This is a genomic window from Streptomyces sp. M41(2017) (genome assembly GCF_002078175.1).
Taxonomy (GTDB): Bacteria; Actinomycetota; Actinomycetes; order Streptomycetales; family Streptomycetaceae; genus Streptomyces.
Map to the genome: position 1 here is coordinate 3525294 of NZ_MWFK01000001.1, position 24525 is coordinate 3549818.

The 24525-nt window shown below is 69.1% G+C and carries 22 protein-coding genes; all 22 read left to right on the forward strand.

The window, feature by feature from the left end:
* The first annotated feature begins 31 nt into the window (after positions 1-31).
* The 22 genes from B0675_RS15660 (at position 32) to B0675_RS15765 (ending at position 24381) form a co-directional block, all read left to right on the forward strand.
* On the forward strand, positions 32-1324 hold the full coding sequence (locus tag B0675_RS15660) for a homoserine dehydrogenase (RefSeq protein ID WP_081219435.1): 1293 nt from the start codon (positions 32-34) through the stop codon (positions 1322-1324).
* Positions 1325-1330: 6 nt separating this feature from the next.
* Positions 1331-2389 carry a threonine synthase gene (gene thrC / locus B0675_RS15665; RefSeq protein WP_081219436.1) on the forward strand — a complete coding sequence of 353 codons (1059 nt, stop codon included), beginning with the start codon at positions 1331-1333 and terminating at the stop codon, positions 2387-2389.
* Between the two features lie 396 nt (positions 2390-2785).
* A complete protein-coding gene (gene thrB, locus B0675_RS15670; RefSeq protein WP_081219437.1) occupies positions 2786-3715 on the forward strand; it encodes a homoserine kinase in 930 nt (309 codons plus the stop codon).
* Positions 3716-4103: 388 nt separating this feature from the next.
* On the forward strand, positions 4104-6161 hold the full coding sequence (gene rho / locus B0675_RS15675) for a transcription termination factor Rho (RefSeq protein WP_081219438.1): 2058 nt from the start codon (positions 4104-4106) through the stop codon (positions 6159-6161).
* Between the two features lie 188 nt (positions 6162-6349).
* On the forward strand, positions 6350-8095 hold the full coding sequence (locus tag B0675_RS15680; RefSeq protein WP_241539793.1) for a trypsin-like serine protease: 1746 nt from the start codon (positions 6350-6352) through the stop codon (positions 8093-8095).
* A 210-nt stretch (positions 8096-8305) separates the two neighbouring features.
* Positions 8306-9445: an LCP family protein gene (locus B0675_RS15685; RefSeq protein ID WP_081219440.1), complete on the forward strand. Its 1140-nt coding sequence runs from the start codon at positions 8306-8308 to the stop codon at positions 9443-9445.
* A gap of 203 nt (positions 9446-9648) precedes the next feature.
* Positions 9649-9870, forward strand: coding sequence for a 50S ribosomal protein L31 (gene rpmE / locus B0675_RS15690; protein WP_081219441.1), 222 nt, complete (start codon positions 9649-9651; stop codon positions 9868-9870).
* 165 nt (positions 9871-10035) lie between these two features.
* On the forward strand, positions 10036-11112 hold the full coding sequence (prfA, locus tag B0675_RS15695; protein WP_081219442.1) for a peptide chain release factor 1: 1077 nt from the start codon (positions 10036-10038) through the stop codon (positions 11110-11112).
* 79 nt (positions 11113-11191) lie between these two features.
* Positions 11192-12031, forward strand: a complete 840-nt coding sequence (gene prmC, locus B0675_RS15700) for a peptide chain release factor N(5)-glutamine methyltransferase (RefSeq protein ID WP_081219443.1) — start codon at positions 11192-11194, stop codon at positions 12029-12031.
* Positions 12032-12132: 101 nt separating this feature from the next.
* The gene (locus B0675_RS15705) at positions 12133-12780 is read left to right on the forward strand and encodes an L-threonylcarbamoyladenylate synthase (RefSeq protein ID WP_081219444.1); all 648 of its coding nucleotides are present in this window, start codon (positions 12133-12135) and stop codon (positions 12778-12780) included.
* Positions 12781-12832: 52 nt separating this feature from the next.
* The gene (locus B0675_RS15710; protein WP_081219445.1) at positions 12833-13480 is read left to right on the forward strand and encodes a protein-tyrosine-phosphatase; all 648 of its coding nucleotides are present in this window, start codon (positions 12833-12835) and stop codon (positions 13478-13480) included.
* Positions 13481-13574: 94 nt separating this feature from the next.
* A complete protein-coding gene (glyA, locus tag B0675_RS15715) occupies positions 13575-14813 on the forward strand; it encodes a serine hydroxymethyltransferase (protein ID WP_081219446.1) in 1239 nt (412 codons plus the stop codon).
* A gap of 129 nt (positions 14814-14942) precedes the next feature.
* Positions 14943-16298 (forward strand): MraY family glycosyltransferase, encoded by a 1356-nt coding sequence (locus tag B0675_RS15720; protein WP_081219447.1) that lies wholly within the window; start codon positions 14943-14945, stop codon positions 16296-16298.
* A 297-nt stretch (positions 16299-16595) separates the two neighbouring features.
* Positions 16596-17033, forward strand: a complete 438-nt coding sequence (locus B0675_RS15725; RefSeq protein ID WP_081219448.1) for a hypothetical protein — start codon at positions 16596-16598, stop codon at positions 17031-17033.
* A 225-nt stretch (positions 17034-17258) separates the two neighbouring features.
* On the forward strand, positions 17259-18080 hold the full coding sequence (gene atpB / locus B0675_RS15730; protein WP_081219449.1) for a F0F1 ATP synthase subunit A: 822 nt from the start codon (positions 17259-17261) through the stop codon (positions 18078-18080).
* Between the two features lie 74 nt (positions 18081-18154).
* Positions 18155-18385, forward strand: a complete 231-nt coding sequence (gene atpE, locus B0675_RS15735; RefSeq protein ID WP_024884520.1) for an ATP synthase F0 subunit C — start codon at positions 18155-18157, stop codon at positions 18383-18385.
* Between the two features lie 41 nt (positions 18386-18426).
* Positions 18427-18972 (forward strand): F0F1 ATP synthase subunit B, encoded by a 546-nt coding sequence (locus B0675_RS15740; protein ID WP_081219450.1) that lies wholly within the window; start codon positions 18427-18429, stop codon positions 18970-18972.
* A complete protein-coding gene (locus B0675_RS15745) occupies positions 18969-19790 on the forward strand; it encodes a F0F1 ATP synthase subunit delta (RefSeq protein WP_081219451.1) in 822 nt (273 codons plus the stop codon). The genes B0675_RS15740 and B0675_RS15745 overlap by 4 nt, the downstream gene beginning before the upstream one ends.
* A gap of 126 nt (positions 19791-19916) precedes the next feature.
* Entirely contained in the window at positions 19917-21506 is a 1590-nt protein-coding gene (gene atpA, locus B0675_RS15750) for a F0F1 ATP synthase subunit alpha (protein WP_081219452.1), read from the forward strand.
* A 21-nt stretch (positions 21507-21527) separates the two neighbouring features.
* Positions 21528-22442, forward strand: coding sequence for a F0F1 ATP synthase subunit gamma (locus B0675_RS15755; protein WP_081219453.1), 915 nt, complete (start codon positions 21528-21530; stop codon positions 22440-22442).
* The gene (gene atpD / locus B0675_RS15760; protein WP_081219454.1) at positions 22442-23878 is read left to right on the forward strand and encodes a F0F1 ATP synthase subunit beta; all 1437 of its coding nucleotides are present in this window, start codon (positions 22442-22444) and stop codon (positions 23876-23878) included. The genes B0675_RS15755 and atpD overlap by 1 nt, the downstream gene beginning before the upstream one ends.
* Before the next feature lie 128 nt (positions 23879-24006).
* Positions 24007-24381, forward strand: a complete 375-nt coding sequence (locus tag B0675_RS15765; protein WP_081219455.1) for a F0F1 ATP synthase subunit epsilon — start codon at positions 24007-24009, stop codon at positions 24379-24381.
* Positions 24382-24525 lie beyond the last annotated feature (144 nt).

Genomic DNA, 24525 nt, shown 5'->3' on the forward strand with positions numbered 1-24525 from the left:
AACCGAAGACGGTATGAGGAAACGAGGTCGGATGATGCGTACGCGTCCGCTGAAGGTGGCGCTGCTGGGCTGCGGGGTTGTCGGCTCAGAGGTGGCGCGCATCATGACGACGCACGCCGACGACCTCGCCGCCCGGATCGGTGCCCCCGTCGAGCTGGCGGGCGTGGCCGTCCGCCGCCCGTCGAAGGTGCGCGAGGGCATCGACCCCGCGCTGGTCACCACGGACGCGACCGCCCTCGTCAAACGCGGCGACATCGACGTGGTCGTCGAGGTCATCGGCGGGATCGAGCCCGCCCGGGCGCTCATCACCACCGCGTTCGAGCACGGCGCCTCCGTCGTCTCCGCGAACAAGGCGCTGCTCGCGCAGGACGGCGCGGCGCTGCACGCGGCCGCGGAGGAGAACGGCCGGGACCTCTACTACGAGGCCGCCGTCGCCGGTGCCATCCCGCTGATCCGCCCACTGCGCGAGTCCCTCGCCGGCGACAAGATCAACCGCGTGATGGGCATCGTCAACGGCACGACCAACTTCATCCTCGACAAGATGGACTCGACGGGCGCCGGCTACCAGGAGGCCCTCGACGAGGCCACCGCCCTCGGGTACGCCGAGGCCGACCCGACCGCCGACGTCGAGGGCTTCGACGCCGCGGCCAAGGCCGCCATCCTCGCCGGGATCGCCTTCCACACGCGCGTGCGCCTCGACGACGTCTACCGCGAGGGCATGACCGAGGTCACCGCCTCCGACTTCGCCTCGGCGCGGGGGATGGGCTGCACCATCAAACTGCTCGCCATCTGCGAGCGGGCCGCCGACGGCGGGTCCGTCACGGCACGCGTGCACCCCGCGATGATCCCGCTGACCCACCCGCTCGCCTCCGTGCGCGGCGCGTACAACGCCGTGTTCGTCGAAGCCGAGGCCGCCGGCCAGCTGATGTTCTACGGGCCGGGCGCGGGCGGCGCCCCGACCGCCTCCGCGGTCCTCGGCGACCTGGTGGCCGTCTGCCGCAACCGGCTCGGCGGTGCGACCGGGCCCGGCGACTCGGCGTACACCCAGTTGCCCGTCTCGCCCATGGGCGAGGTCGTGACGCGGTACCACATCAGCCTCGACGTGGCCGACAAGCCGGGTGTCCTCGCCCAGGTGGCCACCGTCTTCGCCGAGCACGGGGTGTCCATCGACACCGTGCGCCAGTCCGGCAAGGACGGCGAGGCCTCCCTCGTCGTCGTCACCCATCGTGCGTCCGACGCGTCCCTCGACGGGACCGTCGAGGCGTTGCGTGGCCTCGACACCGTGCGGGGCGTCGCCAGCATCATGCGGGTTGAAGGAGAGTAACCAGCAATGACCCACCAGTGGCGCGGAATCATCGAGGAGTACCGGGACCGGCTGCCGGTATCCGACAGCACGGCCGTCGTGTCGCTCCGCGAGGGCGGAACGCCGCTCGTGCCCGCGCAGGTGCTCTCCGAGCGCACGGGCTGCGAGGTCCACCTCAAGGTGGAGGGCGCCAACCCGACCGGGTCCTTCAAGGACCGCGGGATGACCATGGCGATCACGCGGGCCAAGGAGGAGGGCGCGAAGGCGGTCATCTGCGCCTCCACCGGCAACACGTCGGCGAGCGCCGCCGCCTACGCCGTGCGTGCCGGGATGGTCTGCGCCGTCCTCGTGCCGCAGGGCAAGATCGCGCTCGGCAAGATGGGCCAGGCCCTCGTGCACGGCGCCAAGATCCTCCAGGTCGACGGCAACTTCGACGACTGTCTGACGCTGGCGCGCTCGCTGTCCGACAACTACCCGGTGGCGCTGGTCAATTCGGTGAACCCGGTGCGTATCGAGGGCCAGAAGACCGCCGCCTTCGAGATCGTGGACATGCTCGGCGACGCGCCCGACATCCACGTCCTTCCGGTGGGCAACGCGGGCAACATCACCGCGTACTGGAAGGGGTACACCGAGTACGCCACCGACGGCATCGCCCGTCGCACCCCGCGCATGTGGGGGTTCCAGGCGTCCGGCTCCGCGCCCATCGTGCGCGGCGAGGTCGTCAAGGACCCGTCGACGATCGCCACCGCGATCCGGATCGGCAACCCGGCCTCGTGGAAGTTCGCGCTGGCCGCGCGGGACGAGTCGGGCGGCTTCATCGACGAGGTGACGGACCGTGAGATCCTGCGCGCCTACCGGCTGTTGGCCGCCCAGGAGGGTGTCTTCGTCGAGCCCGCGTCCGCCGCGTCGGTCGCCGGTCTGCTGAAGGCGGCCGAGCAGGGCAAGGTCGATCCGGGGCAGCGCATCGTCTGCACCGTCACGGGCAACGGTCTGAAGGACCCCGACTGGGCGGTCGCGGGTGCTCCGCAGCCCGTCACCGTCCCGGTGGACGCGGCGACGGCGGCGGAGCGGCTCGGACTGGCGTAACGCGGGCGATCCCGTCTGGCGTAAAGCCGCCAGGCGTAAACCCGCCAGGCGGGGCCCAGGGCCCCGCCGACCACGCCCGACGGAGTGGGAACCGCGGGGGAAGCGGGCGGAAAAGCGTCAGAAGCCGATGAAATCCGGCCGCTTCGAGGGCCGTTCCCGCGGTGAACCGACGGGGGGTGCACAGGGGGCTTACGACACGCATCGTGCGCCTCCCGTGCGCCCTATGTCGCCACAGAACCTTCCTTCGATAGGCTGTACCGAACCCGCCCGCCGCATATGCCGCGGCGCCGTGACGTCCCTGCGGCCTCCGGGTCCTCGTGTCCCTCCGCCGCAGTTTTCTTCCGCAGTTCATCGAACACCTCGTACATCACGCAGCTCAAGGAGAGTCATCGAGCGATGGCCGGTCCAGCGTTCCGCGCCGCCGCCGTCCGGGTGCGCGTCCCCGCCACCAGTGCCAACCTCGGCCCGGGCTTCGACGCCTTCGGCCTGTCACTGGGGCTCTACGACGACGTCGTCGTCCGGGTGGCCGACTCCGGGTTGCACATCGACATCGCAGGTGAGGGCAGTGAGACGCTGCCGCGCGACGAGAGTCATCTCCTCGTCCGCTCCCTTCGCACCGCCTTCGACCTGCTGGGCGGCCAGCCGCGCGGTCTGGAGATCGTCTGCGCCAACCGCATCCCGCACGGCCGCGGTCTGGGCTCCTCCTCCGCCGCCATCTGCGCCGGTATCGTCGCCGCCCGCGCGGTGACGATAGGCGGGGACAGCCGGCTCGACGACACCGCGCTCCTCGAGCTCGCGACCGAGATCGAGGGACACCCCGACAACGTCGCGGCCTGTCTGCTCGGCGGTTTCACGCTCTCCTGGATGGAGTCCGGCGCGGCCCGGGCGATCAGGATGGAGCCCGCCGATTCCATCGTTCCGGTGGTTTTCGTACCGGGAAAGCCCGTGCTCACGGAGACCGCGCGGGGTCTGCTTCCGCGCACCGTGCCGCATGTCGACGCCGCCGCCAACGCGGGCCGCGCCGCACTGCTCGTCGAGGCACTGAGCCGGCGTCCCGAATTGCTGCTGCCCGCGACCGAGGACCGGCTGCACCAGGATTACCGGGCCCCCGCGATGCCGGAGAGCGCCGCGCTCGTCGACCGTCTGCGCGCCGACGGAATCCCCGCGGTGATCTCCGGAGCGGGCCCCACGGTGCTCGCTCTCGCGGACCGCGCCGCGGCCGACAAGGTCGCTGATCTCGCAGGTCAGGGGTGGGCCGCGAACCGATTGGACCTCGACGCCCAGGGGGCGTGCGTGCTGCCGCTCGCACCCGTCGGCGTTGGTTGACGACGCACGGTTGCCGGATTTCGAGAGGGGGAATGTTTGTTGGATCCGGTAGTGTTAACCTCAAGTCTGCACCCGACCCCACCATGGCGAGGTGCTTCGCGTCCCCGTCCGGGACACCCATTCTTCCGGGAGCCTCCCAAACTGCTTTGTGCCTTGCATTGGGTGCTATGCGCTGAGCAGTGCTGAGCACGCTCCGGAACCGGCGTGACCATGCCGATGACACCGCAATTCAGTGCCTCGGCCCGGGAATCGTCATCACCAGATATGTCTTCCGCCGCTTTGGCGGACCACCGCCCCGGCACGGTCCACACAGCAAGGACCAAATCCGGACAGCACAACCGGTCGCCGAGCCAGACAGGCCGACGTCCGCTCCAGGGAAGGACCCTTCGTGAGCGACACCACCGATCTGATGGGCGCACGTGTCGAGGAGACCGCTGCCGCGCCCGCCACGGACGCCTCCGCGCCTGCCACCGGTGCCGGCTCCAGGCGACGCCGCGGTACCGGCCTCGACGGCATGGTGCTGGCCGAGCTGCAGCAGGTCGCATCCGGCCTCGGGATCAGGGGCACGGCGCGTATGCGCAAGAGCCAGCTGATCGAGGTCATCAAGGAGGCGCAGGCGGGAGGCGGTGCTCCGGCCAAGGCGGCATCCGCCGACGTGGCCACCGAGACCAAGCCGAAGCGTCGCGCCACCTCGAAGGCGCGTACGGGTGACGAGGCCGACGCTCCGGCCGAGAAGAAGGCGGAGAAGGTCGCGGCCGAGAAGGCCGTGGCCCAGCAGCAGATCGAGATTCCCGGCCAGCCGGCCGGCGGCCCCGCCCGTTCGGGCGACACCGAGCGTGCGGGTGAGGACGCCCCCGCCGAGCGCCGTCGTCGCCGTGCCACCGCCGAGGCGGGCAGCCCCGAGACGGTCGTCGCCGAGGCGAAGGGCGACACGCAGACCCAGGTCGACGCCGACGGCGCCGAGGGCCGGCGTGAGCGCCGCGACCGCCGTGACCGCGACCGGGGCGGCCGTGACCGCGACCGCCGTGGCGGCAAGGGTGACGAGCAGCAGGGCGGCCAGGGCGGCCAGGACCGTCAGCAGCAGGGCGGCGGACAGCGCCAGGACCGTCAGGACCGTGACCGTCAGCAGCAGGGCGGCGGCCGTCAGGACCGCCAGCAGCAGCGTGACAACGGCCCGCGGGACAACGGCCCGCAGGACGACGACGACTTCGACGGAGGACGCCGCGGCCGGCGCGGACGCTACCGCGACCGCCGTGGGCGTCGTGGACGCGACGAGATCGCCGAGCCGCAGGTCGCCGACGACGACGTGCTGATCCCCGTCGCGGGCATCCTCGACATCCTCGACAACTACGCGTTCATCCGGACGTCGGGCTACCTCCCCGGCCCCAACGACGTGTACGTCTCCCTCGCCCAGGTCCGCAAGAACGGTCTGCGCAAGGGTGACCACGTCACCGGTGCCGTCCGTCAGCCCAAGGACGGCGAGCGCCGCGAGAAGTTCAACGCGCTGGTCCGCCTGGACTCCGCGAACGGCATGGCGGCCGAATCCGGCCGCGGGCGCCCGGAGTTCAACAAGCTGACGCCGCTCTACCCGCAGGACCGCCTCCGTCTGGAGACGGACCCGGGCGTGCTGACGACGCGGATCATCGACCTCGTCGCGCCGATCGGCAAGGGCCAGCGCGGTCTGATCGTGGCCCCGCCGAAGACCGGCAAGACCATGATCCTGCAGGCGATCGCCAACGCGATCACCGTCAACAACCCCGAGTGCCACCTGATGGTCGTCCTGGTCGACGAGCGTCCGGAAGAGGTCACCGACATGCAGCGGTCGGTGAAGGGCGAGGTCATCTCCTCGACCTTCGACCGTCCCGCCGAGGACCACACCACGGTCGCCGAGCTCGCCATCGAGCGTGCCAAGCGTCTGGTGGAGCTGGGCCACGACGTCGTCGTGTTGCTCGACTCGATCACCCGTCTGGGCCGTGCGTACAACCTCGCCGCCCCGGCCTCCGGCCGCATCCTGTCCGGTGGTGTCGACTCGACCGCGCTCTACCCGCCGAAGCGCTTCTTCGGTGCGGCGCGCAACATCGAGGACGGCGGTTCGCTGACGATCCTGGCCACCGCGCTCGTCGACACCGGCTCGCGCATGGACGAGGTCATCTTCGAGGAGTTCAAGGGCACCGGCAACGCCGAGCTCAAGCTCGACCGCAAGCTCGCCGACAAGCGCATCTTCCCCGCGGTGGACGTCGACGCGTCCGGTACCCGTAAGGAAGAGATCCTGCTCGGCAGCGACGAGCTCGCCATCACCTGGAAGCTGCGCCGCGTGCTCCACGCGCTCGACCAGCAGCAGGCGATCGAGCTGCTGCTCGACAAGATGAAGCAGACGAAGTCGAACGCCGAGTTCCTGCTCCAGATCCAGAAGACCACGCCGTCGCCGGGCAACGGCAACGACTGAGGTCCTCCGGGCCAGTAGCACCAGGGCCGCCCCCGTCACGCGCGTGACGGGGGCGGCCCTTTGCGCTGATGGGGACACATGTACGATCACGCCCTTGAACGTCTGCTGAAGCAGATCTGAACTCTTGACTCTGAGGGGGGACTTGAGTGGAAACACCCATGTCTGGAGGCGGTCGTCACAGACGCCGCATGCGGATAGCCGTCCCGGTCGCCGCAGCCGGCCTCGCCGCCGCCGTCGCGGGCGCGCTCCTGATGTCGTCCGCGAACGCCGCGCCCAGCTCGACGCCGCCCACACCGACCGTGCGGCCCGCGCACGCGACGCCGTCCCTGGCCGAGCTGGAGAAGCGTGTGGCGGGCGCCGTCGCCGGTGACGACACCGCGGGACGTACGGCGCAGAAGGCGTCCCTGAGCGCCGACACGAACGCGGCGAAGGCCGACCCGAAGATCATCGGCGGCACCACGACCAGCATCAGCACGGCCCCGTTCATGGCCCAGCTCTGGTACTACGACGAGGCCAAGGACATCGGCTTCTTCTGCGGCGGATCCGTCGTGTCGCCGACGAAGATCCTCACCGCCGCGCACTGCGTCAAGGGATACGACTGGAAGGCCAACGGCGCGGTCATCACCGGCACCTCCCAGCTGGCGAGCGGCAGCACCCTGCCGCAGGGGGCCACGGTCAGCGCTCCCTGGCGGCAGTGGAACCACGCGTCGTACAACGCGACGACCTTCGACAACGACATCGCGGTCATCACCCTGGCGAGCCCCATCACCGCCAAGCCGATCCGCATGACGACGTCCGGGGACACCGCCTCCTACGCCTCCGCCACCAAGGCGACGCTCTACGGCTGGGGCCGCACCACCTCCACCACCCAGGACATCTCCGAGACGCTGAAGACGGCCACGCTGCCGGTCAACTCGGACACCACCTGCAAGAGCGCCTACGGCAGTGAGTTCGTCGCGGGCCACATGGTCTGCGCGGGCACCAAGGCGACCGGCACGGACGCGGGCACCACGACGGCCTGCAACGGCGACTCCGGCGGTCCGCTGATCGTCAACAGCCGCATCGTGGGCGTCGTCTCCTGGGGCGTCAAGGACTGCGTCGCCAAGGGCGCCTACAGCGTCTTCTCGAAGGTCAGCACCTACGTCGGCGCGGCCTGGCCGCACGTCGAGGACACCAACCTCAGCGGCGACAGCAAGGCCGACGTGTGGCTGCGCAGCGCTTCCAGCAAGAAGGGCTACCAGAAGGACTCCAAGGGCACCTCGCTCGCCACCCGCGTCTCCTGGGGCGACTGGAACGGCGTCAACGTCGTGCTCCAGACCGACCTGAACCGCGACGGCTACCAGGACCTCGTGGTCCGCGACAGCGCCAGCGGCGACGTCTTCTGGTCCCACTTCCTGCCCGCGACCGGCAAGTGGTCCACCGACAGGATCTTCAGCAGCTGGGGGACCCGCCTGCGCGTCATCGCGCCCGGCGACCTCACCGGCGACGGCCTCCCCGACATGCTCTCCGTCGACTCCTCCGGAACGATGTGGGAGTACCCCGGCAAGGGCAACGGCACCTTCTCCTCGCGGGTGCAGGTCGGCACCGGCTGGAGCCAGTACAACTCCGTACGCGGACATGGGGACTTCACCGGTGACGGCAAGGCCGACCTGATCGCGCGCAGCAAGTCCGGCTCGTACATCTACCTCTACAAGGGGACCGGCAAGACCGGCAGCGGTGCGTTCTCCAGCCGCATCAAGGTGCGCACCTGGAGCACCTACAACGCCTTCGACGCCGTCGGGGACGTGACCGGCGACGGCAAGGCCGACTTCCTGGCCCGCAGCTCCGGCGGCACGCTCTACCTGTACCCGGGGACCGGAAAGGCCACCAGCGAGATCTTTGCCACAAGGGTCTCGCTCGGCACCGGTTTCGATCAGTACGACATCTTCGGCTGAAATCGCAGGTGAGCGGGTTTTCGCCCGGTCTCGCCGGTGACGCTCTGTGTCCATCGAGCCACATGATGGGCACAGAGCGTTGTGCAACCCTTTCCCGAGTTTCCCCGTCTGACCGTACGGAGTGACCATGGAGCGGTACGCCTCGTCACGACCAGATGGGCCTAGCCCTGAAAGCAGGGGGTAACCGACCGCAAAGGGACTGAGGAGCACATGCCTGCCGAGAGCACACCGGAGCCCGAGATACCGGGAGAACCGGGCAAGAGCGCCCCGCGCCGGGGCACGAAGGGCCGCCGCCGCAAGGCGCGCAGCACACGGAGCAAGGCGCTGCTCATCACGGCGTGGAGCGCCGCGGGCATCGTGGTGCTCGGCGGCACCGGAGCCGGCTACCTGTACTTCAAGCTCAACGGCAACATCAAGAGCGTCGACATCAACCAGGCGCTCGGCAGCGACCGGCCCACGAAGGTCGACAACGGCTCCGAGAACATCCTGGTCCTCGGCTCGGACACCCGTGCCGGCGGCAACAAGAAGCTGGGCGGCGGCACCGACGACGGCAGCGCCCGCTCCGACACGGCGATGATCATCCACGTGTACAAGGGCCACAAGAAGGCCGGCGTGGTCTCCATCCCGCGCGACACCCTGGTCGACCGGCCGTCCTGCACCGACGCCGAGGGCACCACCCACGACGCGGCCTCCGGCGTGATGTTCAACTCCGCGTACTCCACCGGCGGCGCCACCTGCGCGGTGAAGACCGTCGAGTCCGTCAGCGGCATCCGCATGGACCACTACGTCGAGGTCGACTTCACCGGCTTCCAGAAGCTCATCGACGACCTCGGCGGCGTCAAGGTCACCACGACCAAGAGCATCAAGGACCCCGACAGCCATCTGCACCTGACGGCCGGCACGCACACCCTCGACGGTGAGCAGGCGCTCGGCCTGGTGCGCACCCGCCACGGCGTCGGCGACGGCTCCGACCTGGGCCGCATCCAGCTCCAGCAGGCCTTCATCAAGGCCCTGGTCGACCAGGTCAAGCACCTCGGCGTGCTGTCCAGCCCGAAGAAGCTCTACGACCTGGCCGACACCGCGACCAAGACGGTCACCACCGACTCCGACATCGGTTCGGTCACCGACCTCGCGTCCTTCGCCAACGGACTCAAGGGCATCAGCTCGTCGCACATGACCATGGTGACGATGCCGGTCCAGTACGACCGTGCCGACGCCAACCGCGTCCTGGTCGACAAGGACAAGGCGGCGCAGGTCTGGAAGGCGCTCAAGGACGACCGGCCGATCCCGAAGTCGGCCACCGAGGGCACCGCCACCGGCTCCGCGAAGAACGTCGTCAGCTCCGGCTGACCCCGCCCGGGAGGCCGCCCGGCGCCGCTCCGCCCCTGCTCACCGGGCCGGGGCCGGCCCCGCGGCGCCCGGGGGGAATAGATCATCGCGTCCCCCGGTTTTGGGGGATACGGCCAGTGCTGGCAGACTGGTACGTCGGCCCCGGTTCACGCACCCGCATCCCGCGGCGGCGACCCGGAGCCCTCCCGAAACTAGGAGACACCTTGAAGCGCGACATCCACCCCGAGTACGTCGAGACGCAGGTCAGCTGCACCTGTGGCGCGTCGTTCACCACCCGGAGCACCATCGACTCCGGCACCATCCGTGCCGAGGTCTGCTCCGAGTGCCACCCGTTCTACACGGGCAAGCAGAAGATCCTCGACACCGGTGGCCGCGTGGCCCGCTTCGAGGCCCGCTTCGGCAAGGCTGCCGCTGCCAACAAGTAGCGAGCCCACAGCGCCGGTCCTCGGCGTCCCCGGCACGGGGGCGCCGGGACCGGCGCTTTGCGGTGCAGCCCTTTCCCCGGGTTCCGGCCACGCCGGTAACAGGGGCCCCCATGCCGTACCCCACGTCCCCGAGTCCATGACGGGGACAGTCCATTGGAGCCGGAGATGTTCGAGGCGGTCGAGGAACTGATCGGTGAGCACGCCGATCTGGAGAAGAAGCTCGCTGACCCGTCGGTCCACGCCGACCAGGCCAACGCGCGCAAGCTCAACAAGCGCTACGCCGAGCTGACCCCGATCGTCGCGACGTACCGCTCCTGGAAGCAGACCGGGGACGACATCGGCACGGCGAAGGAGTTCGCCGCCGACGACCCCGATTTCGTCGCCGAGGTCAAGGACCTGGAGAAGCAGCGCGAGGAGCTCACCGAGAAGCTCCGCCTGCTCCTGGTCCCGCGCGACCCGAGCGACGACAAGGACGTCATCCTGGAGATCAAGGCGGGCGCCGGCGGCGACGAGTCCGCCCTGTTCGCCGGTGACCTCCTGCGCATGTACCTCCGCTACGCCGAGCGCATCGGGTGGAAGACCGAGATCATCGACTCCACCGAGTCCGAGCTCGGCGGTTACAAGGACGTCCAGGTCGCCGTGAAGACCAAGGGCGGCCAGGGTGCCACCGAGCCCGGCCAGGGCGTCTGGGCCCGCCTCAAGTACGAGGGCGGCGTGCACCGCGTGCAGCGCGTGCCCTCCACCGAGTCGCAGGGCCGCATCCACACCTCCGCCGCCGGCGTGCTCGTCACCCCCGAAGCCGAGGAGGTCGACGTCGAGATCCACGCGAACGACCTGCGGATCGACGTCTACCGCTCCTCCGGCCCCGGCGGCCAGTCCGTCAACACCACCGACTCCGCCGTGCGCATCACGCACATTCCCACCGGAGTCGTCGCTTCCTGCCAGAACGAGAAGAGCCAGCTGCAGAACAAGGAGCAGGCGATGCGTATCCTGCGCTCCAGGCTTCTCGCGGCGGCCCAGGAAGAAGCGGAACGGGAGGCCGCGGACGTCCGCCGCAGCCAGGTCCGCACCGTCGACCGCTCCGAGAAGATCCGTACGTACAACTTCCCGGAGAATCGCATCTCGGACCACCGCGTCGGCTTCAAGGCGTACAACTTGGACCAGGTCCTGGACGGCGACCTCGACGCGATGATCCAGGCCTGCGTCGACGCGGACTCGGCAGCCAAGCTCGCCGCCGCGTAAGCAGCTCACGACAACAGCTCAGCCCCGGAGGACCAGCGTGCAGCAACATTTTGGGGGTCGACCCCCGAACTCCCGCAGCGTGCTGCTCGCGGAAGTCGCCCAGGCCACCCAGCGGCTTGCCGACGCCGGCGTGCCCTCGCCGCGCAACGACGCGGAGGAACTCGCCGCCTTCGTGCACGGCGTGAAGCGGGGCGAGCTGCACACCGTCAAGGACGCGGACTTCGACGCCCGCTACTGGGAGGTCATCGCGCGCCGCGAGGCGCGTGAACCGCTCCAGCACATCACCGGGCGCGCCTACTTCCGCTACCTCGAACTCCAGGTGGGGCCCGGTGTGTTCGTGCCCCGGCCGGAGACCGAGTCGGTCGTCGGCTGGGCCATAGACGCCGTCCGCGCGATGGACGTCGTCGAACCGCTGATCGTCGACCTGTGCACCGGATCGGGCGCCATCGCGCTCGCCCTCGCGCAGGAGGTCCCGCGCTCCCGTGTGCACGCCGTGGAGCTGTCCGAGGACGCCCTCAGGTGGACGCGCAAGAACGTCGAGGGGTCCAGGGTCGACCTGCGCCAGGGAGACGCCCTGGAGGCCTTCCCGGACCTCGACGGCCAGGTGGACCTGGTGATCTCCAACCCTCCGTACATCCCGCTCACCGAGTGGGAGTACGTGCAGCCGGAGGCCCGCGACCACGACCCCGAACTCGCCCTGTTCTCGGGGGAGGACGGACTCGACCTCATCCGCGGCATCGAGCGCACCGCGCACCGGCTGCTGCGCCCCGGAGGCGTCGTCGTCGTCGAGCACGCCGACACCCAGGGCGGACAGGTTCCGTGGATCTTCACCGAGGAGCGGGGCTGGGCCGACGCGGCCGACCACCCCGACCTCAACAACCGGCCCCGCTTCGCGACCGCCCGCAAGGCGATGCCGTGAGCCCGGCCCACCGCGTCCCGGCGCCCGGCGACAGGGCACGCGCACGCATCGTGTTCCCCCCGTTTCCCCACCAGCAGTACGTGTACGAGGAGGCCCGCTAAATGGCACGGCGATACGACACCAACGACGCGACCGACCGCACCACCGGTCTGCGCGAGGCAGCGTCCGCCGTCCGCCGTGGCGAACTGGTGGTCCTCCCGACGGACACCGTCTACGGCGTCGGCGCCGACGCGTTCACCTCCGAGGCCGTGGCCGACCTGCTCGACGCCAAGGGACGGGGCCGCAACATGCCCACTCCCGTCCTCATCGGCTCCCCGAACACCCTGCACGGCCTCGTCACGGACTTCTCCGAGATGGCGTGGGAACTCGTCGACGCGTTCTGGCCCGGTGCCCTCACGCTCGTCGCCAAGCACCAGCCGTCCCTCCAGTGGGACCTCGGCGACACCCGCGGCACGGTGGCGATCCGCATGCCGCTGCACCCCGTCGCCATCGAGCTGCTCACCGAGGTCGGCCCGATGGCCGTCTCCTCGGCCAACCTCACGGGCCACCCCTCCCCGGAGACCTGTGACGCCGCGCAGGACATGCTCGGGGACTCCATCTCGGTCTACCTGGACGGCGGCCCCACCCCGGGCAACGTGCCCTCCTCGATCGTCGACGTGACCGGCAAGGTCCCGGTGCTGCTGCGCGCGGGCGCCCTGTCGGCGGAGGAGCTCCGGAAGGTCGTACCCGACCTCGAGGTGGCGAATTGACCGCCCCTGCCTCCTCCCGGCCCCCCGCTCCGCACGACCAGGGGGACCCCCCATGCGTGGCATAGGCACGGGGATCACGGGGACCGACGGGTCCCCCAGGGAGTCCTTCCGCATCCTCCACGTCAGCACCGGCAACGTGTGCCGCTCGCCCATCACCGAGCGGCTGACCCGCCATGCCCTCGCCGACCGGCTCGGCGACCCCCGGTGGGGCGGCCTCATCGTGGAGAGCGCCGGCACCTGGGGCCACGAGGGCGCGCCCATGGAGGCCAACGCGGCGACCGTCCTCGCCGACTTCGGCGCGGACCCCTCCGGCTTCGTCGGGCGTGAACTGCTCGACGACCACGTCATCCGCGCCGACCTCGTCCTGACGGCCACCCGCGACCACCGCGCGCAGGTCATCTCCATGGGGCACTCGGCGGGCCTGCGCACCTTCACCCTGAAGGAGTTCACCCGCCTCGTCCGCGCCATAGACCCGGCGACCCTGCCGCCCCTGGAACACGGCGTCGTCGAACGCGCCGTCGCCCTGGTGCGCGCCGCCGCCGCCCTGCGGGGCTGGCTGCTGGCCCCGACGGCGGAGGCGGACGAGGTCTTCGACCCCTACGGGGCGCCGCTGCCGTTCTTCCGGTCCATCGGCGACGAGATCAACGAGGCGCTCGACCCGGTCGTCACCGCCCTGACGGGGGTACGCGCCCGGACCTGACATCGGGCGTCCCGGGAGACGGACATCAGGCGTCGCGGGGCCCGCGGTCCTACATTGGACATAGCGCGCGTCCCCGCCGAGTCCGGAGTCCACCATGCCGGTCACCCAGATGCCCGAAGCGGATGTCCTCCTGCGCCAGGACCCCGAGATGGCGGAGATCCTGCGCGGTGAGCTGGACCGGCAGTCCACGACGCTCCAGCTGATCGCCGCCGAGAACTTCACCTCGCCCGCCGTGCTGGCCGCGCTCGGCTCCCCGATGGCGAACAAGTACGCCGAGGGATACCCCGGCGCCCGCCACCACGGCGGCTGCGAACTCGTCGACGTCGCCGAACGCGTCGCCGTCGACCGCGCCAAGGCCCTGTTCGGCGCCGACCACGCCAACGTGCAGTCCCACTCCGGGAGTTCGGCCGTCCTCGCCGCGTACGCCGCCCTGCTGCGCCCCGGTGACACCGTGCTGGCGATGGGCCTGCGCTCCGGCGGTCACCTCACCCACGGCTCGCCCGCGAACTTCTCCGGACGCTGGTTCGACTTCGTCGGATACGGGGTCGAGGCGGAGACCGGGCTCATCGACCACGAGGAGGTGCGCGCGCTGGCCCGCGCCCACCGCCCCAAGGCCGTCGTCTGCGGATCGATCTCCTACCCCCGGCACATCGACTACGCCTTCTTCCGGGAGATCGCCGACGAGGCCGGCGCCTATCTGATTGCGGACGCCGCCCACCCCATCGGGCTCGTCGCCGGGGGAGCGGCACCCCATCCGGTGCCGTACGCCGACGTGGTGTGCGCGACGACGCACAAGGTGCTCCGGGGGCCGCGCGGCGGGATGATCCTGTGCGGGAGCGAGCTGGCCGAGCGGGTGGACCGGGCGGTCTTCCCGTTCACCCAGGGCGGCGCGCAGATGCACACCATCGCGGCGAAGGCCGTCGCGTTCGGCGAGGCGGCGACCCCGGCGTTCACGGCGTACGCCCATCAGGTGGTCGCCAACGCACGGGTGCTGGCCGCCGGACTGGACGCGGAGGGGCTCGCCGTCACCACCGGTGGCACCGACACCCACCTCGTCACGGTGGATCCGGCGCCGCTCGGTGTCGACGGGCGCACGGCGCGTGGCCGGCTCGCCGCCGCCGGTATGGTCCTCGACACGTGTGCGCTGCCCCACGGCGACGCCCGTGGCCTGCGGCTGGGCACCGCGGCGCTGACCACCCAGGGAATGGGCGAGGCGGAGGCCGCGCGGGTCGCGGTGCTGTTCGCCGGGGTGCTGCGGGACGAGATCGAGGCCAGGCGGGCGCGTGAAGAAGTGCGGGAGCTGACCGGAAGATTTCCCCCATATCCGGACTGACCGCGGGTACATGTGCACAGGTGCACGGCCACTCGTGCAACCATCGTCGCTACCCGGAAGTCCCCAACCATATGCGTGCATCGCTAGGGTGTGGGGCTGTGATGGCCAGCGAGACCTGTGGGGAAGCCCGTGCGTGAATACCTGCTGACGCTCTGCATCACGGCCGCGGTGACGTATCTGCTGACAGGGCCGGTACGGAAGTTCGCGATCGTGGCCGGAGCCATGCCGGAAATCCGTGCGCGCGACGTGCACCGTGAACCCACGCCGCGGCTCGGCGGCATCGCGATGTTCTTCGGCCTGTGCGCCGGTCTGCTGGTGGCGGACCACCTGACGAACCTCAACGAGGTCTTCGCCAACTCGAACGAACCGCGTGCCCTGCTCTCCGGAGCCGCGCTGATCTGGCTGATCGGCGTGCTGGACGACAAGTTCGAGATCGACGCCCTGATCAAGCTGGGCGGGCAGATGATCGCCGCCGGCGTGATGGTGGTGCAGGGTCTGACGATCCTGTGGCTGCCGATCCCGGGCGTCGGCCTGGTCGCGCTGACCCAGTGGCAGGGCACGCTGCTGACGGTGGCCCTCGTCGTCATCACGATCAACGCGGTCAACTTCGTGGACGGCCTCGACGGACTGGCCGCCGGTGTGGTGTGCATCGCGTCCGCCGCGTTCTTCCTGTACGCCTACCGGATCTGGTACTCGTACGGCATCGAGGCGGCCGCCCCGGCGACGCTGTTCGCGGCGATCCTGATGGGCATGTGCCTGGGCTTCCTGCCGCACAACATGCATCCCGCGCGGATCTTCATGGGTGACTCCGGCTCGATGCTCATCGGCCTGGTGCTGGCCGCCGGCGCGATCTCCATCACGGGGCAGATCGACCCCGACGTGATGAACCTCTTCTCCGGTTCCGAGCGCAACACCGTCCACCAGACGGTGCCCGTGTTCATCCCGCTGCTGCTGCCGCTGACGATCATCGCGATCCCGGCCGCCGACCTCGTGCTCGCCATCGTGCGGCGCACCTGGCGCGGACAGTCGCCGTTCGCGGCGGACCGCGGGCACCTGCACCACCGCCTCCTGGAGGTCGGCCACTCGCACAGCCGCGCTGTGCTGATCATGTACTTCTGGTCGGCGCTGATCTCGTTCGGCGCTCTCGCCTACTCGGTCAACTCCGGGGCCATGTGGAGCGTGCTGGCCATCGCGGCCCTCAGCGCGGTCGGTCTGGTGCTGCTCCTGCTGCCGCGCTTCACACCGCGAGCCCCGCGCTGGGCGGAGCACCTCCTGCCGCCCCGCTACCGCCGCCGCAGGGCCGCTGCCTCGGCCGCCGGGGACGGGTCGCCCGTGACGCACGAGACGGCCGTCACGGACGGGCCGGACGAGGCACGTGAACACCGTGCCGCCGCGGTCGCCGGAGTCTCAGGAGTCAACGGGGCAACGGCAATTGGCGCCCGTTCGAGACTCCTGGACCGGCGTGAGGCCGAGTCGTCGCGCTGACGTGAAGGTAAGAATCTGACTAACGCGTGACCAAGTCGTGGGGGAGCAAAGAACCCCAATACCAGACAAGTTGACCCCTTGGGCGCGCAGACGCGCACTGTCACTCTCATGTGTGACAGTGAGCACACCAACCAGGTAAAGACCTCATCAAATAGTTTGTGATACGGTTCACGAGAACCCGGGACAGAGCCGAAGGACCCTAGTGCGACGGTCCCTTGGCGTGAGGTTCTCTCTCCACCCGGGACTACGCTCGTCCATGACGACACCCTGCCCCCCTGAGCAAGCGGAGTTGCCGCCATGCCGTCCAATGACGCCCGGATTCTCCTTCAAGCCGCTGTACCCACAGCTGCCGTCGGCGCGATTGCCGCCGCGGTCAGTGGTGTGGTCGCCGGCGGCAAGGGAGCGGTCGGGGCGGTCGTCGCGACGCTGGTCGTGATCCTCTTCATGGGGCTCGGGCTCTACGTTCTGCAGCGCACCGCCAAATCGCTTCCGCACCTGTTCCAGGCGATGGGTCTCTTGCTCTACACGGCGCAGATTCTTCTGCTGTTCATCTTCGTCGCCGCGTTCAAGAACACGTCGTTGTTCAACCCCAAGTCCTTCGCGCTCACCCTGGTCGTCACCACGCTCGCGTGGATCGGCGCACAGGCGCGTGCCCACATGAAGGCCAAGATCCTCTACGTCGAACCCGAGTCCTCGAAGGGCGACAAGCCCGAGAAGACAGGGCACTCGTCGTGAACGGTAGGGCCGGGATAAGTGCGCGTAAGAGATCCTGCTATCGTCCGGTGCCAACTGCGGCATCGCGGGCGCGGGCATCTGAGCTGACGCCTGCTCAATCGCGAGGCTTGATGCCCCACAGCCGCCCCCACATCCGTAACACCAGTCCAGTGCCGAACCGCGGCTGTGCGCCGCGCCGACACAACGAGGTTGCCGTACCTATGCGCCACGCTGAAGGAGCCCGCGGTGAGTGCTGACCCGACGCAGGTGCTCGCCTTCGAGACCGACTGCCACATCTTCGACGGCTGTGGCTTCCCGGCTCCCGGCCTGCACTCGTTCCTGTTCGAGCCCCTCTGGGGCGACGGTGACAGCAACGTCTACTTCAACAAGACGATGCTCCTGGCGCTGCTCGGTTCGATCGTCATCGTCGGCTTCTTCTGGGCCGCCTTCCGTAAGCCGAAGGTCGTCCCGGGCAAGCTGCAGATGATCGCCGAGGCGGGCTACGACTTCGTCCGCCGTGGCGTCGTCTACGAGACGATCGGCAAGAAGGAAGGCGAGAAGTACGTTCCGCTGATCGTCTCGCTGTTCTTCTTCGTCTGGATGATGAACCTCTGGTCGATCATTCCGCTCGCCCAGTTCCCGGTCACCGCGATCATCTCGTACCCGCTGGTGCTGGCCCTGATCGTCTATGTCCTGTGGGTCTCGCTGACCTTCAAGCGGCACGGCTTCGTGGGCTTCTTCAAGAACGTCACCGGATACGACAAGTCGCTCGGCCCGGTGCTGCCGCTCGCCATGGTCATCGAGTTCTTCTCGAACCTGCTCGTCCGCCCGTTCACGCACGCGGTGCGACTGTTCGCGAACATGTTCGCGGGCCACACGCTGCTGCTGCTGTTCACCATCGCCAGCTGGTACCTGCTCAACGGCATCGGCATCGCGTACGCGGGCGTCTCGTTCATCATGACCCTCGTCATGACCGCGTTCGAGCTGTTCATCCAGGCCCTGCAGGCCTACGTCTTCGTCCTGCTGACCTGCACCTACATCCAGGGCGCACTGGCCGAGAACCACTGAGCGCCTCCCCTCTCGACCCCGCAGTCGTCCGGTGGCCAACCCCCACCGGTCCGTAAAGAAAAGGAAGAACTGGCATGTCCCAGACCCTTGCCGCTGTCTCCGGCTCGCTCGGCTCGATCGGTTACGGCCTCGCGGCCATCGGCCCCGGCGTCGGCGTCGGCATCATCTTCGGTAACGGCACCCAGGCCCTCGCCCGTCAGCCCGAGGCCGCCGGTCTGATCCGCGCCAACCAGATCCTCGGCTTCGCCTTCTGTGAGGCGCTCGCCCTCATCGGTCTGGTCATGCCGTTCGTCTACGGCAAGTGATCTTCGGATCCACGACAGCCCACTAGACGAAAGGCACTGACATGAGCCAGCTGCTCATTCTGGCGGCCGAGGAGACGGAAAACCCCCTCGTCCCGCCGATTCCCGAGCTTGTCATCGGCCTGATCGCCTTCGTCATCGTCTTCGGCTTCCTGGCCTGGAAGCTTCTCCCGAACATCAACAAGGTTCTGGAGCAGCGTCGCGAGGCCATCGAGGGCGGTATCGAAAAGGCCGAGGCCGCTCAGACCGAGGCCCAGAGCGTTCTTGAGCAGTACAAGGCTCAGCTCGCCGAGGCCCGTCACGAGGCCGCGCGCCTGCGCCAGGAGGCACAGGAGCAGGGCGCCACGCTCATCACCGAGATGCGCGCGGAAGGCCAACGGCAGCGCGAAGAGATCATCGCCGCCGGTCACACGCAGATCGAGGCGGACCGCAAGGCCGCGTCCCAGGCGCTGCGTCAGGACGTCGGCCACCTGGCCACCGACCTGGCCGGCAAGCTGGTCGGCGAGTCCCTCGAGGACCACGCCCGCCAGAGCCGTGTCATCGACCGTTTCCTCTCCGAGCTTGAGGAGAAGGCCGAGGCGGCTCGATGACTGCGCACGGAGCGAGCCGCGAGGCAACCGCAGCCGCACGTGAGCGTCTCGACGCGCTGACGGACTCCACGTCCGTGGACGCGGCGCAGCTCGCCGACGAGCTGGCCGCGGTCACCGCGCTGCTCCACCGCGAGGTGTCGCTGCGTCGGGTCCTCACCGACCCGGCGCAGCCCGCCGAGGCCAAGGCCGAGCTGGTCCAGCGCCTGCTGGGCGCCCAGGTGAGCGGTACCACCGCCGACCTGGTCACCGGCATGGTGCGTTCCCGCTGGTCGCAGCCCCGCGACCTGGTGGACGCGCTCGAGGAGATCGCCGCGACCGCCGACCTCACGGCGGCCCAGCGTGCGGGCGCGCTCGACGACGTCGAGGACGAGCTGTTCCGTTTCGGCCGGATCGTCTCCTCGAACACCGAGCTGCGCGCCGCGCTGACCGACCGGGCCGCCACCACGGCGGCCAAGAGCCAGCTGCTGCGCAGCCTGCTCGGCGGCCGGGCCAACGTGACGACCGAGCGTCTCGTGACGCGCCTTGTGACCGCGCCACGCGGACGTAGCCTGGAAGCGGGACTCGAGTCCCTGTCCAAGCTCGCCGCCGAGCGCCGCAACCGCATGGTCGCCGTGGTCACCTCGGCGGTGCCGCTGAGCGACGGCCAGAAGCAGCGCCTCGGCGCCGCGCTGGCGAAGCTCTACGGCCGTCCGATGCACCTGAACCTCGACGTGGACCCCGATGTCCTCGGCGGGATCCGGGTGCAGGTCGGTGACGAGGTCATCAACGGTTCGATCGCGGACCGTCTCGAGGACGCCACTCGCCGTATGGCGAGCTAGCAAGCCCATAAGCAGGACGCAATTACGGCCCATGTTGGGCCGTGCAGAGGATTCACCTCTTTCAGGGGGGAGTCCCCATCCCCCCAAGTGAAACTTCGGGCCCAACAAGGAGAGCAGGGAACCCAGATGGCGGAGCTCACGATCCGGCCGGAGGAGATCCGGGATGCGCTGGAGAACTTTGTCCAGTCGTACAAGCCGGACGCGGCCTCGCGCGAGGAGGTCGGTACGGTCACCGTCGCCGGCGACGGTATCGCCAAGATCGAGGGTCTCCCCTCGGCCATGGCGAACGAGCTGCTGAAGTTCGAGGACGGAACTCTCGGCCTCGCGCTGAACCTGGAAGAGCGCGAGATCGGTGCGGTCGTCCTCGGCGAGTTCAGCGGTGTCGAGGAGGGCCAGCCGGTGCAGCGCACCGGTGAGGTGCTGTCCGTCGCCGTGGGCGAGGGCTACCTCGGCCGCGTCGTCGACCCGCTCGGCAACCCGATCGACGGCCTCGGCGAGATCGAGACGTCCGGACGACGCGCCCTCGAGCTGCAGGCTCCGGGCGTCATGGTCCGCAAGTCGGTGCACGAGCCGATGGAGACGGGCTACAAGGCCGTCGACGCGATGACCCCGATCGGCCGTGGCCAGCGTCAGCTGATCATCGGTGACCGCCAGACCGGCAAGACCGCCCTGGCCGTCGACACGATCATCAACCAGCGTGACAACTGGCGCTCGGGCGACACGAAGAAGCAGGTCCGCTGCATCTACGTCGCCATCGGTCAGAAGGGTTCCACCATCGCCTCCGTGCGTGGTGCGCTCGAAGAGGCCGGCGCCCTGGAGTACACGACCATCGTCGCCGCTCCGGCGTCCGACCCGGCCGGCTTCAAGTACCTGGCGCCGTACACCGGTTCGGCCATCGGCCAGCAGTGGATGTACGAGGGCAAGCACGTCCTCATCATCTTCGACGACCTCTCGAAGCAGGCCGACGCCTACCGCGCCGTGTCCCTGCTGCTCCGCCGTCCGCCGGGGCGCGAGGCCTACCCCGGTGACGTCTTCTACCTGCACTCCCGTCTGCTGGAGCGCTGCGCGAAGCTCTCCGACGACCTGGGCGCCGGTTCGATGACCGGTCTGCCGATCGTCGAGACCAAGGCGAACGACGTGTCGGCGTTCATCCCGACCAACGTCATCTCCATCACCGACGGCCAGTGCTTCCTGGAGTCCGACCTGTTCAACGCCGGCCAGCGTCCGGCCCTGAACGTCGGTATCTCGGTCTCCCGTGTCGGTGGCTCCGCCCAGCACAAGGCGATGAAGCAGGTCTCCGGCCGGCTTCGCCTCGACCTCGCCCAGTACCGCGAGCTGGAGGCGTTCGCCGCCTTCGGTTCGGACCTGGACGCCGCGTCGAAGTCGCAGCTGGAGCGCGGTCAGCGTCTGGTCGAGCTGCTCAAGCAGGCTCAGTACCAGCCGATGCCGACCGAGGACCAGGTCGTCTCCGTCTGGGCCGGCACCACCGGCAAGATGGACGACGTTCCGGTCGAGGACGTCCGCCGCTTCGAGAAGGAGCTCCTGGAGTACCTGCACCGCAAGGAGCAGGGCCTCATGACCTCCATCAAGGAGGGCGGCAAGATGTCGGACGACACGCTCACCGCCGTCGCGGACTCCATCGCGGACTTCAAGAAGCAGTTCGAGACCTCGGACGGGAAGCTTCTCGGCGAGGACGCTCCGGCCGCGGCCAAGTGACGTAAGGAAGGGACCTGACTCATGGGAGCCCAGCTCCGGGTCTACAAGCGTCGCATCCGATCCGTCACCGCGACCAAGAAGATCACCAAGGCGATGGAGATGATCGCCGCCTCGCGTGTCGTCAAGGCGCAGCGCAAGGTGGCGGCCTCCGCGCCGTACGCGACCGAGCTCACTCGCGCGGTCACGGCGGTCGGTACCGGTTCGAACACCAAGCACCCGCTGACCACGGAGGCGGAGACGGCGACCCGTTCCGCGGTGCTGCTCCTCACGAGCGACCGCGGACTGGCCGGCGCCTTCAACTCCAACGCCATCAAGGCCGCCGAGCTGTTGACGGCGCGCCTCGAGGGCGAGGGCAAGGAGGTCGACACCTTCATCGTCGGCCGCCGCGGTCTGGCCCACTACAACTTCCGCGAGCGCAAGGTCGTGGAGTCGTGGTCGGGGTTCACCGACGAGCCCACCTACGCGGACGCGAAGAAGGTCGCGGGTCCGCTCATCGAGGCCATCGAGAAGGAGACGGCGGACGGCGGCGTGGACGAACTCCACATCGTCTACACCGAGTTCGTCTCGATGATGACGCAGTCGGCTGTCGACAGCCGGTTGCTGCCGCTCCGCCTCGAAGAGGTCGCGGAGGAAGCGCCCAAGGGCGAGATCCTTCCGCTGTTCGAGTTCGAGCCGTCGGCGGAGGACGTCCTTGACGCCCTGCTGCCGCGCTACGTCGAGAGCCGTATCTACAACGCGCTGCTCCAGTCGGCTGCCTCCAAGCACGCCGCCACGCGCCGCGCGATGAAGTCGGCGACCGACAACGCGGGAGACCTGATCACCACGCTCTCCCGACTTGCCAATGCGGCCCGCCAGGCCGAAATCACCCAGGAAATCAGCGAGATCGTCGGTGGCTCCGCAGCCCTTGCCGACGCGACCGCGGGGAGTGACAAGTAATGACGACGACTTCTGAGACGGCCGTTGCCACGGGCCGCGTCGCCCGGGTCATCGGCCCGGTCGTCGACGTGGAGTTCCCCGTCGACGCGATGCCGGACATCTACAACGCCCTTCACGTCGAGGTGGCCGACCCGGCCAACGCCGGCGAGAAGAAGACGCTGACCCTGGAAGTCGCCCAGCACCTGGGTGACGGCCTGGTCCGCACGATCTCCATGCAGCCCACCGACGGTCTGGTCCGCCAGGCCGCGGTCACCGACACGGGTACCGGCATCACGGTCCCCGTCGGCGACTTCACCAAGGGCAAGGTGTTCAACACCCTCGGCGAGGTGCTGAACAGCGACGAGAAGTACTCGGGCGAGCGCTGGTCCATCCACCGCAAGGCCCCGCGCTTCGACGAGCTCGAGTCGAAGACCGAGATGTTCGAGACCGGCGTCAAGGTCATCGACCTCCTCACCCCGTACGTCAAGGGTGGAAAGATCGGTCTGTTCGGTGGTGCCGGTGTCGGCAAGACGGTGCTCATCCAGGAGATGATCTACCGCGTCGCCAACAACCACGACGGTGTCTCCGTGTTCGCCGGTGTCGGCGAGCGCACCCGTGAGGGCAACGACCTCATCGAGGAGATGTCCGAGTCGGGCGTCATCGACAAGACCGCGCTTGTCTTCGGTCAGATGGACGAGCCCCCGGGCACCCGTCTGCGCGTGGCCCTCGCGGGTCTGACCATGGCGGAGTACTTCCGCGATGTGCAGAAGCAGGACGTGCTGTTCTTCATCGACAACATCTTCCGCTTCACGCAGGCCGGTTCCGAGGTCTCGACCCTGCTCGGCCGTATGCCCTCCGCGGTGGGCTACCAGCCGAACCTGGCCGACGAGATGGGTCTCCTCCAGGAGCGCATCACCTCGACCCGTGGTCACTCGATCACCTCGATGCAGGCGATCTACGTCCCCGCGGACGACCTGACCGACCCGGCCCCGGCCACCACGTTCGCCCACCTCGACGCGACGACGGTTCTCTCCCGTCCGATCTCCGAGAAGGGCATCTACCCGGCCGTGGACCCGCTGGACTCCACGTCCCGCATCCTGGACCCGCGCTACATCGCGGCGGACCACTACGCCGCCGCCATGCGGGTGAAGTCGGTCCTCCAGAAGTACAAGGACCTCCAGGACATCATCGCGATCCTCGGTATCGACGAGCTGGGCGAAGAGGACAAGCTCACCGTCCACCGTGCCCGTCGCGTGGAGCGCTTCCTGTCCCAGAACACCCACGTCGCCAAGCAGTTCACCGGCGTCGACGGGTCGGACGTGCCGCTGGACGAGTCGATCACCGCGTTCAACGCGATCATCGACGGCGAGTACGACCACTTCCCGGAGCAGGCGTTCTTCCTCTGCGGTGGCATCGAGGACCTCAAGGCCAACGCCAAGGAACTCGGCGTTTCCTGAACCTCGTGTTCTGAATGAGGGGGGAGGGGCCGCGCCTCGTGGGGCGCGGTCCGTCCCCCTCCGTTCGCCTACTAGACTTTGACCCAACACCCGGCAGCAACGCCGGGTGGTGACCCGAGGAGCCCACCTTGGCTGCTGAGCTGCACGTCGAGCTCGTCGCCGCGGACCGTAGTGTCTGGTCCGGCGAGGCCACCCTGGTCGTCGCGCGTACCGCGTCCGGCGACATCGGCGTCATGCCCGGTCACCAGCCGCTTCTCGGTGTGCTGGAGTCGGGCCCGGTGACCATTCGTACGAGCGATGGCGGAACGGTCATCGCGGCGGTGCACGGGGGTTTCATCTCGTTCGCCGACAACAAGCTGTCGCTGCTGGCCGAGATCGCCGAGCTGTCGGACGAGATCGATGTCCAGCGTGCGGAGCGGGCGCTCGAGCGCGCGAAGTCGGACGCCGACGCGTCCGCCGAGCGTCGCGCGGACGTCCGCCTGCGTGCGGTGTCGACGCGCTGACGACCGTGCGACCCCAGGCCCTTAGGTGCTGGGGCCGCACTGTGTGAAGCTTTGCCTCAGCCGCGGCTGGGACCGGATCACTCCGGCCCTGGCCGCGGCTGAGGCAAATCCGGAAGTTTTTTCTTTTCCGTTACCTAGGAGACG